Source organism: Weissella diestrammenae (assembly GCF_014397255.1).
GTDB classification, from domain to species: domain Bacteria; phylum Bacillota; class Bacilli; order Lactobacillales; family Lactobacillaceae; genus Weissella; species Weissella diestrammenae.
Map to the genome: position 1 here is coordinate 174552 of NZ_CP060724.1, position 14298 is coordinate 188849.

The following is a 14298-nucleotide window of genomic DNA, read 5'->3' on the forward strand; positions in this document are numbered from 1 at the left end:
TTTCTATTTGGTATTAACGCGTTGGCCTATAGAATAGGTGATAATAGACGCGAAACTTGTTGTAAAACATGTTTCCAAGCTGGTTGTTTGCTAAAGTATGCCTTTGACAAACGTGTTGATTTCTGCATATCTATTTCAAATATTTTTTCAAGTGCGCCTGCGATTTCATGGTCGTATAAAAATGCATTCGCTTCAAAATTTAACACAAACGAACGAATATCCATATTTGCAGAGCCGACTGAAGCAATTCGCCCATCAATGCTGACCATTTTTGCGTGCAAAAATCCATTATCATAACGATAAATTTCCGCACCAACTTCTAACAATTGTGAGGCGTAGTACTCCGTTGCTCGATACACAAAAGGATGGTCAGGAATTGATGGTATCATCAATCGAACACGAATACCCGATTGAATTGCCATTCGTAAGACTTCTAAGACCGCTTGATCAGGAATAAAATACGGCGTTTGAATCGTAATACTTTCTGTTGCCGTTGCAAACATCTTTAAATAGCCAGTTTGAATTTGTTTATCCGAATTATCGGGTCCTGATGACACAATCTGAATAGCAGTTGTGTCATTCACCAATTCACGTCGACTAGGAAAATAATCATCTGAAAATGTCAACTGTTGCTTATGCGTTGTTGCATTCCAATCAGTAAAGAAACGTGATTGCACAGCCAAAACTGCGTCACCTTCAATTCTAAGATGTGTATCCCGCCAATAACCGAACTTCTTACTCTTACCTAAATATTGATCACCGACATTGAAACCACCAATATAAGCGACATTACCGTCTATCACCACAAGTTTTCGATGATCACGAAAATTCATTCGAAATGTGATTAATACGTATCTTGGTGCCATAAAGGGTAGAACCTGACCACCCGCCTCTTTCAAACGACGCCACATTTTTTCATGCCGACCATGTGACCCCCATTGATCAAATAGGACACGCACACGTACGCCTTTTTTGGCTTTAGCGACTAGCAAGTCCACTAATTGATTACCAATTTCATCATCATAAATTGTGAAATACTCAATATTAATATGATGCTTGGCCCTTTGAATATCATCAAAAAGTTGCTCAAATTTTTTATGACCATCAGTAAAAATACGGACTGCATTATGAAAAGTTAATATTGCTTCATCATTTTGCAAAAACAGCCGTACAAAACTATTTTCTTCATCAAAATGATCAGTGGTGACATTTGAATTAGCCAGTTCCTTTTGATTGGTCACAATTTTATCAATACCCAAAACCTCTTGCGTTTGAAGACTAAAAATTTTGGCACTCGTCAAATTACGACCAATAAACATATAGATAATAAAGCCAATGAATGGTAAACCTAAAAGAACTAGCAACCAAGCCCAAATGGCCGTCACCTCACGTTTTCCTCGAAAAACAATAATAAATGCCAAAATGGCATTAATAGCAAGTAAGCTAATTGTAATAAAATTTAAATTAAAATGTAGTAGCATCAGACGCATGCTGCCTCTACCTTTCGTTTAGTGTAATAGTTTGAGTTTAACATAAAAACGCCTTAATAATAAGGCGTTTTTCAATTCGAATTAATTTATTCACTATGAGAATAAAGCACTTAATATAAGCACCATAATTAGTCCGACTACGGAAATAAGCGTTTCTAACACAGTCCAAATTTTCAATGTCTGTGGCACACTCAAGTCAAAGAATTCTTTAAACATCCAGAATCCTGCATCATTGACGTGTGAAGCGGCTAACGACCCTGCCCCAATGGCTAAGACCACGAAGGCTGGATTGACTGCCGTTTGGCTAGCAACTAAAGGTGCAACAATTCCGGCCGATGTCAGGCCCGCAACTGTGGCTGAACCGACGGACACTCGAATAATAACCGCAATTAACCATGCAAAGATAATTGGAGAAAGTGATGTGTGTGAAAATGCAGCAGCAATTGCAGTTGAGATACCACCTGCTGTCAAAACACCCTTAAAGGCTGCACCACCACCAATAACCATCAATAAGTTAGCAATTGACTTTAAGGCGTCTGACAATGATGTGCCGACTTCGGTCATTGTCCGGCCTTGCTTTGGCCCCATTGACCAAATTGCAAATGACATTGCAATCACCATTGCAATGACAGGATTACCAAACATCGCTACGACTTGATCCATTGTTGAAGGATGCATTAAATAACCATGTTGTGCGGCGGCAGTCATTCCTTGCCAAGCCGTATCACCAATTTCACCGCTATAGACTTGCTTTCCACCATTGTGCACCATTGTATAAACGGTTGAAATCAACATGAAAAATACGGGTAATAATGACGTTAAAATTGAAATTCCAAAACTTGGCGTCTCATCGAGTTCGAATTTTTTAACTTCACCAATGGCATTTAACTTTTTAGTTATTTTGAAGGCAGATGGTTCTATCTTTTGAATCACCCGTGTAAATAATGGCCCGGCAATCACCAAAGCCACGATTGCAACAATCACCCCATACATGAGGACGACGCCCATATTAGCGCCTAAAATATTCGTCACTGCAGTAGGTGATGGTTGGGGTGGCAAGAAACCTTGCGCGGCTGATAAAGCAGCTGCCATCGGAATACCCAAGTAAAGAAGTGATACACCAGCTTCAAGCGCAATCGTAAAGACGATTGGAATTAAAACAACCATTCCGACTTCAAACAATAATGAAATACCGATAATAAATGATGCGATTGCAACTGCCCATTGTAATTTACTTTTACCAAATCGTGCAATTAATGTCGACGCGATACGATAAGAACCACCCGCATCTGCGACCAAACGACCAATCATTGATCCAAATCCAAAGACAATGACCAGCTCGCCCATCGTACCACCGATACCATTTTTCAAAGCATCCGCAATCCCGGCTGGATTCATACCCAATCCCAAGGCCACTAAAATCGATGTAATAATCAAAGAGACAAACGTATTGACTTTAACCTTCAAGATTAAGATCAGTAAGGCAATAATTCCCAATACTAAGATTAAGAATGGCCAAACATTCAATCCATTTAACATCCATTGATAAAATCCCGTCTCAGGATTAGTTGTTAATCCTGATGCTACATTAAACATATTTCTTTTTCCTGCTTCCTTTTTCGATCAATATTAATTATGCTTTCGCTGGAAATCCGCAATATTTGCGTACTCAGTTTGCAACTGTCGACTCAAGCGAATGAAGATCGGCGCTAACTCGCGATATACTTCGTAATTTTTTGGATTAGGCTCATACGTATTGGCTTGACCAACCATATCCCCAATCACATCTAGTGAATCAACCAACCCAAGCGCCTTTTGGGCCATCACTGTGGCAGCAAGTGCCCCAGATTCAAAGGCCTCAGGTACTGTAACCGGTTGTTCAAATATATCCGCTAGCATTTGACGCCACAAAGCTGAACGTGCAAAACCACCTGTCGCTTGTACTGACTTCAAATCGCCAACAACTTCTTCCAAAGCCAATTCAACCATATAGATATTAAAAATAATACCCTCTAGGACTGCCCGTGCCATGTGCGCACGCGTATGTCCATGCGTTAATCCAAAGAATGAACCACGTGCGTTAGCATCCCAGATTGGTGCTCGTTCACCACCAAGATAAGGGTGGAACAACAAACCATCGGCACCGGCTGGCACATTGCTAGCAATTTCTGTGATCAAATCATATGAATCCATGCCTAATAATTCAGCGGTCGATTTTTCTGAATCAAATAAGTTATTACGCACCCAGCGGAATACGTCACCACCATTATTAACCGGCCCACCAACTACCCAATGTTCCTTATCCAAGGCGTAAGTAAATGTTCGTCCTTTTGGATCAATCATTGGTGCATCAGCAACGACTCGAATGGCACCAGAAGTCCCAATTGTAACTGCGGCTACACCAGGTTGTACGGCATTCACTCCCAAATTTGATAGTGGTCCGTCACCAGCACCATATACGAATGGTGTGTCTTTTGGTAGGCCCAAAAGTGCCGAGTATTCATCGGCCATACCCCGTTCGATTTCATAGGGTTCAACCGGCGTTGGCATTTGTTCCTTTCGAATACCTGTAACTTCTAAGGCTTGCTTATCCCAATCGAGTTCGAAAATATTAAACATTCCGGTCCCAGAAGCAATCGAGATATCCATTTTGTTAGCACCAAATAGTCGATGGAAAATATATTCTTTGATACCCAAATAGTGTGCAGCTTGATTGTAGATATCCGTTCGTTCATTTTTCAACCATAGCATCTTTGATAAAGGTGCCATTGGATGGATTGGGGTCCCAGTTTTATTATAAATCTCCTGTCCCACCCCATTTGCACGTAATTCTTCTGTATATTTAACCGCACGTGTATCAGCCCATGTGATAACACGTGTCAATGGATTCCATTGCTCATCAAAAGCGATTAAAGAATGCATTGCCGACGAGAATGACACAGCCAAAATATTGGCATCTTTATCAAACCGAACGACTTCTCGAATGGCATCAGAAAATGCTTCGAAAATTTCATTCAAATCTTCTTCCGCCATGTCCGGCGCATCACGATATAAGTTATAACCTTTATTTGCAGACGTAATAACATGTCCTGCTTTATCAAATAGGACGGCCTTTGTCGAGGTCGTTCCCATGTCAACACCAATTAAATAGTCCATTTGATCCTCCGTTGTGAAATTACCAATCATGAACGCAATATGATTATTATAATGTAAAACGCTTACATATAGCAAGCGTTTTTATAGTAATTTATTTACATTGATTAAACACCCATGGCATTTAGTAATAATACAATTAGTAAACCAACCACGGCGATGACTGTTTCCAGCACTGTCCAGATTTGAAGGGTCTGTTTAACATCCAAATCAAAATATTCTTTAAACATCCAAAAGCCAGCATCGTTTACGTGTGAAGCTGCCAATGAACCAGCACCAATGACAAGTACCATTAAGGCTGGGTTAACACCGGCGGCGGTCATCAATGGCGCCACTAATCCGGCGGCGGTCAAAGCGGCCACTGTGGCTGAGCCTAATGCAACACGTAACAGCACGGTGATCAACCAAGCTAGGATTAACGGTGAAATATTTGAATCGGCAAATAAATTTGAGATTTGGCCGGAAATTCCGCCATCAATCAAAATTTGCTTAAAGGCTGCCCCACCACCAATAATTAATAGCAACATGGCAATTGATTTAACGGACTCTTCCACCGTTACCATCATTGTCTTAAAGCCGAGTCCTTGATGTAGTCCCATTGACCACATTGCAAAGACCAACGAGAAAATCATAGCTGTGACGGGATTCCCAATCATCGTTAAGAATGCTTCAACATTATTTTTACCAACCATCAAGCCGGCGGCATTCTTAGCAATTGCAAATGGTTGTCCGTCATTCATCACGACATTGAAAATCGTCGTAATTCCCATAAAGATAACTGGCATTAATGCCGTCAAAACTGATAATCCAAAACCAGGCGTTTCTTCTAATTTGAATGTCTTTTGTGCGCCAAATGCTGTTAACTTAGTCTTAACTTGGAAAGCATCTGGTGCAAACTTCTGTGCTAACTTTGTAAACAATGGTCCAGCAATAATTGCCGCTGGAATTGCAATCAACACCCCGTACATGAGGACTTGACCCGGATTCGCACCTAATGCACCTGAAATTGCTGTTGGTGCTGGGTGTGGTGGTAGGAAACCATGAGTAACTGACAATGCTGCCGCCATTGGAATTCCAAGCGTCAGCAAAGGAATTCCGGCTTCCAAAGCGATGGCAAAGACAATCGGAATCAACAAAACCATTCCAACTTCAAAGAACAATGCAATCCCAATGATAAATGATGCGGCCATAATCGCAATTTGCACACGTTTTTTACCAAAAACATTAATCAAAGTATGTGCGATTCGATAAGCCCCACCTGCATCAGCGACTAATCGCCCAAGCATGGCACCAAATCCAAAGACAATGGCTAGTTCACCTAATGACCCACCAATACCATTTTGAATTGAAACCGGGATTTGGGCAAAATTCATACCCAATCCCAATCCGACAACAACTGAAGTTAGGATCAATGCAATGAATGTATTGACCTTAAACTTAATAATTAATAACAATAAGAATAAAATTCCTAAAAATAATACCAAAAATGACATAGTATTTTCCTCTCCTATTTAGCGGAATAAATGCTGTGCGCCAGTCTCATCAATTTAAGACCACTCATAAATTATAAGTAAAGCGCTTACATTTTGCAAGCTAAAAGTGAAAAGTTTTTTCATTTTCTGCAAAAATATACAAAAAAAGACAATATCATTTCGATATTATCCCTTTCTAATACGATTCATTTATTTTTTGAACTTATTCGCCATTTGAACTTTATAATCCATAATAAAGCGATCAGTTGCTTGATTAATGCCCTTTAAATCTTCTAATTGACAATGATTAATCAATTCAATTTCACGATCTAAAGTCATGCGCTCTGTTGGATGTGCTAACTGATAAGCACGTAAGATGGCATTAATTGAACGTACGTCTGAGCTTTGCATACCGGCAGCAAACTCGATTTTAGGATTAAACCAAATACCCCGCCAAACACCACCGACAATCATTTTAGCTTTTTGCCAACGGTATTTAACATTACGCTTTAATAACACCCGTGGTAATTCAAAACGAATTGCCCCTAATGCACTATGCCGCATATCGCGTTTTGAAATACGGCGCGCAGTTAAGATACGATTTCTAAATTCATATGCATAACGCCACAAACGACTTGCATCAACTTCTCGAACAATATCACCTGGCATCGAGTTTTCTTTTGACTTGTGGACGACAACCGACTTCAATACTGTGTAGCCACGATTGACGTCAGCAATACGATTAGTATATTCCATGTCATCACCCCAAATAAAGTATTCCTTTTGTGGTAATCCAATCATGCTCACCATTTGACGTGAGAACAGAACCGAGACGAAAGTCGAGTTAACGACTTCAACACCCGGATTATCACTATTCAGAGGTGATTGCCAAGTAAAGCCACGTGGTGCAGGCACATTCATCCATGATGGATGTCCATCTTTGGTTCCCCATCGAACAACTGAGTTAACAAAACCTACATGTTCATTATCTTCAATGAAATCAACCAAATGTACTAATGCGTCTGGTTCAACAATTGTATCATCATCCATTAACCAAACATATTCATCATCTAATTTCTCTGCAAAGAGTTGAACAGCCTTATTAAAGCCACCAGCACCGCCTAGGTTCTCGGTTGAATTGTAAACAATCACCCGTTCATCTTGAATCGTATCCAGATACGCTGCCGTCCCATCAGTCGACAAATTATTCACGACAATCACATGACTAAGGTATTCAGTTTGGTTCAATACAGCAGCCAGAGACTCTTTTAACAGATCCAAACGATTATACGTGACGATTGCTGCTGTAACTTGTTTATTACTCATTAATTTACCCCTAAATTGGTTTTATTCTTGTATTTATGACTAATCATCCGTGTAAAATGGAATCAAATAAAATCAATTAATTGATCTTTAAACTTCAGATATAAATGCGTACCAATGACTGCAAAGAAAGCCATCTCTAACCAAAAGATTGCCATCATAGTTGGCGAATTCCAAAACCACTGATTATTTAAAAATGTTGCACGCCAACCATTCACAATATAGTAGAACGGATTAACTCTAGAAATAAAATAAATAAAGTTATTAAAGCTATTACCTTGTACTGGTTCAGAAAGGATACCTGAAACGAAGAATAATAAGCGTAGCACTTGACGAATGGCCAAATCATAATCAGGAATCAAAATATTGATTGTGGCACTAAAAATACCCAAGAAAAACAGCATCACAGCCGCCGCGAACCCATAGTATATGATTTGAAACCAGTAAAGGTTAGGATGGAAATGTCCCGTTGTAATCATGGCGATGGCTGCGACAACTGAAATCGACATCACGGCTGGTATTACCTGCACAACACGAATCATCGGAAGAATAACTACTGGAAACTTAACATTTCGAACCATAAATAGTTGTGTTTGAATGGAACGAATGGTATCGGAAAAACCCTGATTGACCAGATACCAGCCGGCAAATCCAACCGCCATCCATGTAAAATACGGCATCCCATCTTGTGGTGCTCGTGTTTGAAAACCGCCCCCAAAAATAACCGCATAGGTTAACACTTGAAATAATGGGTCCAAAATTTCCCACAAACTACCTAAATACTTATGTGCATTATTAGCACGTGTATCATAAATTGCTAAACGAACCGTCAACCCTAAATGCTTAATTTGATCAGCGGCAAGTCCAAAAATCGATTTAATAATTATCCACATTTAATTTACCTACCAAATTTCATCCAGATTACCACGGCAATCATGAGAATAATTGCTGATAGAGTAATCATTAAACTTAACCGACTAAAGCCCTCGAAGCTTCTTAATCTGGTAACCCGTCGAATCTCCGATTCAGGCAACCCTTTTCTAGCATAGTCATCCCTTAGTTGGTCAATTGTGAAAATTTGTTGGTAATGCTTTTGTTCAGTCACATACCGTGCGCGGTCGTCTTCTGACATGTCATCAAGCTGCCGTGTAAAGGCTTGATATTGATCAGCTACTGTTTTCGTTGGACCAAAAGCACGCATTTCTCCATATTGAATCCACATCACTTTATTCGTGAACTCACGTACTTGATTTAAATCATGTGACACAAAGAAAATGGTTTTGCCTTCTGCGATAAATTCACGAATTTTTCCCAATGCCTTTTTTGAGAAATTTTGATCACCAACTGACAAGGCCTCATCAACGATTAAAATATCCGGATCATTATGCGTAACAATTGAAAAGCCTAGTTTCGAACGCATACCAGAAGAATAGTCTTTAACCGGTTGGTCAATAAATTCACCTAACTCCGAAAACTCAATAATACTTGGCATGGCCGCATCGATTTCTCGGTTTGACATCCCCATCATTAATTGTTTCAGCCTAATGTTTTCGCGCCCAGTTAAATCCCAATTCAGGCCTTCATTAATGGCAACAACGCCAATTTTACCGTTAATTTCAAGCGAACCTGACGTCTGTGGAATAACACCACTTAAAACATTCAGTAGGGTTGATTTCCCTGAACCATTTGTTCCGACAATACCAACCACATCACCGGGTTCAATTTCAAAAGATAAGCCCCGTAAGGCCCAAAAATTTGCCCCGTCTTTATTTCCAGTAAAAATTGATTTTAGTTTTTCAGATTGTGTCGAAAAAAGCTGAAAGTTTTTCGTAATACCTTTCGCTCTGACACTAAATTTATCATTTTCATTCGACATTTTATTCTCGCTTTGCTTTATCATGACTGTTAAATAATCATGTTAATTACATATAATTGATGATTCAGACTGTACACCATACCAATCTAGCCAACGTTGGTTTTTCTGTCGTATTTCTGGCATCATTTCAAGTTGTGCCGCAGCATAAAATATCTGCATCGACCCAGCTGCCTCGATTAATTTAATCATCGCACTACGATCTAATTCAAATTGACCGTTCAAGGCAGCAAATGATACGCATTGCACCCCGGATGTGCGTAATAGTTGGAATAAACGAATCGTTCTGTCAACATCCTTCGTATCAAATTGATAATCACCATTTCGAGACCAGACATGCACTACCAGTAGCATCTGATTATCTTGTGCAACCTCTACAGCTGAATTCAACAAATCAAGATTTTCAATGCGTCCGGTTGCGTTCATACGAACCGTCAGTCTAATTTTACGAGCACTTTGTTTAACGCTCGCTTGCAACGTGATAAAATCGGTAACTGCCATTTCAGTGAGCACATTCAGGTCCTCCTTATGGTCATTATCATTGAATTTATCACAATTTGTTTCAGATTGGGGTATTCTACCTGGTATCCTTAATAAATTTTAACGAATCATGAGGGCTTATTTGCTCGTAAACGCTGCACAAACTCCAGCTCTGGCGTCACCGTCATCGTTTGTTGCCCCTCAAAAATAACAAAACCAGGTTTTGACCCATTGGGCTTTCTTAACCGTTTAACCGGTAAATAGTCAACGGGCACGTGGGTTGATGCTCGAGCTTTTGAAAAGAAAGCCGCTAATTTAGCACCAGCTATCAAGGTCTCATCTGTTGGTTCTGAAGCGTGAATGACGACATGGGATCCAGGAATGTCTTTTGTATGAAGCCAAATATCGTTTTTTGCGGCAGTTTTCATTGATAAGCGTTCGTTTTGAAGATTGTTTTTCCCAACCTCAATCAGGGTGCCATCATGCGTATAAAATTTTTCCGGTGCACTAATTTGCGACTTTTGTTTTTTCTTGGTTTGAACACGCAAATAACCCCCTTGAATTAATTCTTGTCGAATTTCTTCAATATCTTTAGGGGCAGCCAATTCAATTTGCGTCATCAAACTGTCAAAGTAATCAATTTCAAGTTGTGTCAGAGCCATTTGTTCATTAATAAACTTAACTGACACTTTTAATTTATTGTAACGGGTAAAATATTTCTGCGCATTTTGTGACGGCCCAATCTGATTTGAAAGTGCAATTTTTAGTGGCCGATTATCATCATAATAATTTGGTAACGAAATTTCAGTCATTCCCCGTTCGACCTGATGCATATAAGTAGTTAATAATTCGCCTTTAATCTTATACTCATCTGCATTGTCCGCTGCTTTTAATTCCTGTTGAAATTTCTTAATTTTATTTTGATTCTTTTTTAATTCATTTTTTACAATACGAATCACTGTCCCCGCTTGTTGTTGTACGCGATCACGTTCTGATTTTTCAGAAAAATATTGATCTAGCATTTCAGACAAACTTGGATAATGAACACGCTCTCCAGATAAGCTCAACCAATCAAATGGCGCAAATGACACCCCATTATCCGACATTATCAGCTGAGGAGTCGGATTTTCAAAGTGCTTTAACCATGCCTGTGCATTCGCCATTGGATCCCCCTCCGACTGCACCACCATGGCAAATTCGCGCGCTGAATCTCGGGCGAAGCCTTGAAAATGATGTTGAATAGCTGGGACCAAATCATCAAGTTTTGGCAAATCCAAAACCATTTTTGCCAAACCACTTAAAGACTGATAAGGATTAATCACGTCTTGCTTAGGTGGCATGACGTATTGCCCACCAGGAATTAATGACCGAACGCGATTTTGATCCGGCGACACATGTTTAATCAAATCAATAATTTTTTGTGAAGCTTCATCAACAAGAAAGAGGTTTGAGTGCCGACCCATCATTTCTAAATACAACGATGTTTTTTCTTCATCACCCAATTCATTGCGCCCAGTTGTCGACAATTTTATGATTCGATCATTTTCAATTTGTTCAATATTTAGTAATTGTGCGCCTTCTAAGTGTTTACGTAGCATCATCGCAAAATTAGGTGCAGTTTGTGGATTAGCGTACTTAATTTTTGAAATTTGTGTCCGCGCAAACGTTGGGTGCGCACTTAATAATAATGGAAAGTTGGTGCGGTTATTTCGAATAATTAAAAACACTTCATTTGGATATGGCTGATGAATTTTCATAATCCGTCCACCAACTAATTGTTGCTTTAACTCATGCACCATCGCATGTGTGAATAACCCATCAAATGACATCGTGACCTCCCTGCCGTTCAAGGTGAGAAAAATAATTTCCTGCTGAAATTTTATCCTGATGAAGTTGTTGAATGAGCGCATTCATATCCGAAAACTTTTGCTCATCGCGAAGGTATTTCTCCCATTTGACATGAACCTGTTCTCCATAGACTTCTTCATTAAAATCAAACAAATTGATTTCAACGGTCTGCGCTCGTCCAGCGCCAAATGTCACATTATAGCCAATCTGTCCCATACCTTGATACCAATGTCCAGCAATGGCAACTTGTGCAATGTATACCCCTTCACCTGGTAGTCTTTCATCAATCGGTGTTTCAATATTTAACGTTGGAAAACCCATAGTTCTACCACGGGCTTCACCGTGAACAACGACCCCAGTCGTTTCATAAGGTATCGTTAATAATTGCGTGAGCGTTTGTAAATCTCCAGCTGCTAAGACTTGACGCGCTAAGGTTGATGCACTCGCTTGTTTTGCCAGATAGACCGGTGGCACCTCAATCACATCAAACCGTCCCTGAGCTAATTTTGGCAAGGTCGTCATATTAGCAGTCAATTTTGGACCAAAGGTATGATCATAGCCGGCAACAACTGCCACAGCATTTAAATCAGCCATATATTGCTGAACAAAATCAACCGGCGCCACATGGGCTAATGCAGATGTAAAATCAACCAAATAAACCACATCAACCGCCAGTTGTTCAAAAATCTCTAATTTCCGCTGAATAGTCGTCAAATATTTGATTGGTGTATCATGCTTTTCAAAAACCACTGACGCATGCTGATTATATGTAAGAACAGCAAGTTGCGCGCCACGCGCACGCGCCTCTCTTTTCGCCCGGTCAATGACTGCACGATGCCCAATATGTACACCATCAAAAAAACCCATTGCCAATACGACTGGTCCTGCAATGATTTTTGTTTTGTCATATGGATGGTGTAAATGAACCACTTGCATATTATTTCTCCCATCAATTTACTGATCTTCTTTTAACATCAAAAAAGGCTGTTAAATTCGTTTGTCAACCGCCATAACAGCCATTATCAGTCAAAAATTGTAAAAGTTCGGTATGGTCGGTACAGTTGCTTATCCGCGTGCCAATCAACAATGGATTTAACTTCACCGGAATACGTATATACAATCCGTGGTGCCGTAAATGGAATTGCTTCCGCAGGCAAGCCCTTACCGTCGCGTACCCATTGCCATTGTGCCTGCGTCAATTCATACCTTGGTAAATCACCTAAAGCTTCATCAATTGGTCGTAACCAGTCACCTAATCCTTCCGCAGCGCGTGCTTTGATTTCTTCTAAAGTATGCGCATTTGCTAATGAAAACCCACCAGCTACGGTCCGAGTCAACTGACTCATCACTGCTGGAACACCAAGTTTCATCCCTAAATCAACCGCTAATGTTCGGATATAAGTTCCCTTCGATACTTCTGCGACAAATTTAAATTTTTGTAGTTGATTAATTGCATCGTATCGTGGCTCATCTAATAATTCAAAGCGGTAAATTATCGCTTGACGCTCTGGTCGGTCAACAGTTTCTCCGGCTCGTGCATAGTGATATAATCGTCGACCATTAACCTTCACTGCTGAATACATTGGTGGAATTTGGGTAATATTACCAGTTAATTCTGCCATTTTGGCTTCAATTTGCTGTCGCGTAAACGGCTTGATAATCGCTTGTCTGGCCACCTCTGCACCATCAAGATCCTCGGTCTCAGTCGCAAAGCCTAACGTTACCTCACCAACATACGTTTTACCAGTCGCTTGTAAAAACTCAATTGCCTTTGTTGCTTTACCCAATGCAATTGGTAAGACACCATCAACAGAAGGATCCAGCGTTCCGGCATGCCCAATTTTTTTCATTTGCAATATTTTGCGTAATTTAAATACCACATCATGTGATGTCATACCACTCGGTTTGTGAACTGCTAAAATCCCGTCCATATTTCGCCTCATCTATTAATGTTAATACAAACAGTATACCAAAAATCCAGTAACTTCGGCTACACAGTCACAATCACTTTAATTTATCATCCACATAAGTATGCGTTAATTCAAGCCCTGGAAATGATTGTTGCCGTAAGACTTCATAAATAACAATTGCAGCTGTATTCGATAAATTCAATGCTCGAATATGGTGATCATTTTGCGGTATCCGCAAAGCCTGTTGCGCATACTTTTGCATGAAATCCTCTGGTAAACCTGTTGTTTCTTTACCAAAGATAAAATAATAATCATGGTCTTGCGCTTGATAATTTGCTTCATGATAACTTCTCGGGGCAAACTTTGAAATCAAAAACAACTCATCAGTAGCTATCAAAGTTGACAAAAACTGTTCTAAGTTGGGGTGAATTGTTAAATCAACTGTATCCCAATAATCTAAGCCTGCACGCTTTAAATGCTTATCGTCCAATTGAAATCCTAAAGGCTCAATTAAATGCAACTTTGTATTGGTTCCTGTTGCGGTCCGTGCAATATTACCGGTATTTGCAGGCATTAATGGTTCAAATAATACAATATGATTCGTCATGTTATGTTATTTCCTTTCAAACGGCTGATTATTCTGATAATAACCAATGTATTAAGCCTTATTTTACCATGATTCCAAGTTATCGTTGTTGCAATCACAAGCTCAATTACAAAAAAAGCTAGTCTGCGACTAGCTTTTTGGT

The 14298-nt window shown here is 39.8% G+C and carries 12 protein-coding genes; all 12 read right to left on the reverse strand.

Going from position 1 to position 14298, the window contains the following annotated elements; genetic code table 11:
- Positions 1 to 26: 26 nt before the first annotated feature.
- Positions 27 to 1481: a cardiolipin synthase gene (gene cls / locus H9L19_RS00855; RefSeq protein ID WP_420832601.1), complete on the reverse strand. Its 1455-nt coding sequence runs from the start codon at positions 1479 to 1481 to the stop codon at positions 27 to 29.
- A gap of 102 nt (positions 1482 to 1583) precedes the next feature.
- Positions 1584 to 3086 carry a gluconate:H+ symporter gene (locus H9L19_RS00860; protein WP_187529321.1) on the reverse strand — a complete coding sequence of 501 codons (1503 nt, stop codon included), beginning with the start codon at positions 3084 to 3086 and terminating at the stop codon, positions 1584 to 1586.
- Between the two features lie 33 nt (positions 3087 to 3119).
- Complete coding sequence (gntK, locus tag H9L19_RS00865) at positions 3120 to 4646, reverse strand: gluconokinase (protein ID WP_187529322.1); 1527 nt, start codon at positions 4644 to 4646, stop codon at positions 3120 to 3122.
- 104 nt (positions 4647 to 4750) lie between these two features.
- Entirely contained in the window at positions 4751 to 6136 is a 1386-nt protein-coding gene (locus H9L19_RS00870; RefSeq protein ID WP_187529323.1) for a gluconate:H+ symporter, read from the reverse strand.
- A 189-nt stretch (positions 6137 to 6325) separates the two neighbouring features.
- Positions 6326 to 7441: a glycosyltransferase family 2 protein gene (locus H9L19_RS00875; RefSeq protein WP_187529324.1), complete on the reverse strand. Its 1116-nt coding sequence runs from the start codon at positions 7439 to 7441 to the stop codon at positions 6326 to 6328.
- 62 nt (positions 7442 to 7503) lie between these two features.
- Entirely contained in the window at positions 7504 to 8331 is an 828-nt protein-coding gene (locus H9L19_RS00880) for an ABC transporter permease (protein WP_187529325.1), read from the reverse strand.
- Between the two features lie 5 nt (positions 8332 to 8336).
- The gene (locus tag H9L19_RS00885; protein WP_187529326.1) at positions 8337 to 9314 is read right to left on the reverse strand and encodes an ABC transporter ATP-binding protein; all 978 of its coding nucleotides are present in this window, start codon (positions 9312 to 9314) and stop codon (positions 8337 to 8339) included.
- A 42-nt stretch (positions 9315 to 9356) separates the two neighbouring features.
- A complete protein-coding gene (locus H9L19_RS00890; RefSeq protein WP_187529327.1) occupies positions 9357 to 9824 on the reverse strand; it encodes a copper homeostasis protein CutC in 468 nt (155 codons plus the stop codon).
- 95 nt (positions 9825 to 9919) lie between these two features.
- A complete protein-coding gene (locus H9L19_RS00895) occupies positions 9920 to 11620 on the reverse strand; it encodes an NFACT RNA binding domain-containing protein (RefSeq protein ID WP_187529328.1) in 1701 nt (566 codons plus the stop codon).
- Complete coding sequence (gene ribF / locus H9L19_RS00900) at positions 11610 to 12575, reverse strand: riboflavin biosynthesis protein RibF (protein WP_187529329.1); 966 nt, start codon at positions 12573 to 12575, stop codon at positions 11610 to 11612. The genes H9L19_RS00895 and ribF overlap by 11 nt, the downstream gene beginning before the upstream one ends.
- Before the next feature lie 86 nt (positions 12576 to 12661).
- Positions 12662 to 13570: a tRNA pseudouridine(55) synthase TruB gene (truB, locus tag H9L19_RS00905; RefSeq protein ID WP_187529330.1), complete on the reverse strand. Its 909-nt coding sequence runs from the start codon at positions 13568 to 13570 to the stop codon at positions 12662 to 12664.
- 73 nt (positions 13571 to 13643) lie between these two features.
- Positions 13644 to 14156, reverse strand: coding sequence for a tRNA (cytidine(34)-2'-O)-methyltransferase (locus H9L19_RS00910; protein WP_187529331.1), 513 nt, complete (start codon positions 14154 to 14156; stop codon positions 13644 to 13646).
- Between the last annotated feature and the right edge of the window lie 142 nt (positions 14157 to 14298).

Bases quoted from the DNA above. Each gene is read 5' to 3' on its own strand.
- H9L19_RS00875 (WP_187529324.1), bottom strand. From the start codon at position 7,441: ATGAGTAATAAACAAGTTACAGCAGCAATCGTCACGTATAATCGTTTG.
- cls (WP_420832601.1), bottom strand. From the start codon at position 1,481: ATGCTACTACATTTTAATTTAAATTTTATTACAATTAGCTTACTTGCT.
- truB (WP_187529330.1), bottom strand. From the start codon at position 13,570: ATGGACGGGATTTTAGCAGTTCACAAACCGAGTGGTATGACATCACAT.
- H9L19_RS00880 (WP_187529325.1), bottom strand. From the start codon at position 8,331: ATGTGGATAATTATTAAATCGATTTTTGGACTTGCCGCTGATCAAATT.
- gntK (WP_187529322.1), bottom strand. From the start codon at position 4,646: ATGGACTATTTAATTGGTGTTGACATGGGAACGACCTCGACAAAGGCC.
- H9L19_RS00860 (WP_187529321.1), bottom strand. From the start codon at position 3,086: ATGTTTAATGTAGCATCAGGATTAACAACTAATCCTGAGACGGGATTT.
- H9L19_RS00885 (WP_187529326.1), bottom strand. From the start codon at position 9,314: ATGTCGAATGAAAATGATAAATTTAGTGTCAGAGCGAAAGGTATTACG.
- H9L19_RS00895 (WP_187529328.1), bottom strand. From the start codon at position 11,620: ATGTCATTTGATGGGTTATTCACACATGCGATGGTGCATGAGTTAAAG.
- H9L19_RS00910 (WP_187529331.1), bottom strand. From the start codon at position 14,156: ATGACGAATCATATTGTATTATTTGAACCATTAATGCCTGCAAATACC.
- ribF (WP_187529329.1), bottom strand. From the start codon at position 12,575: ATGCAAGTGGTTCATTTACACCATCCATATGACAAAACAAAAATCATT.
- H9L19_RS00870 (WP_187529323.1), bottom strand. From the start codon at position 6,136: ATGTCATTTTTGGTATTATTTTTAGGAATTTTATTCTTATTGTTATTA.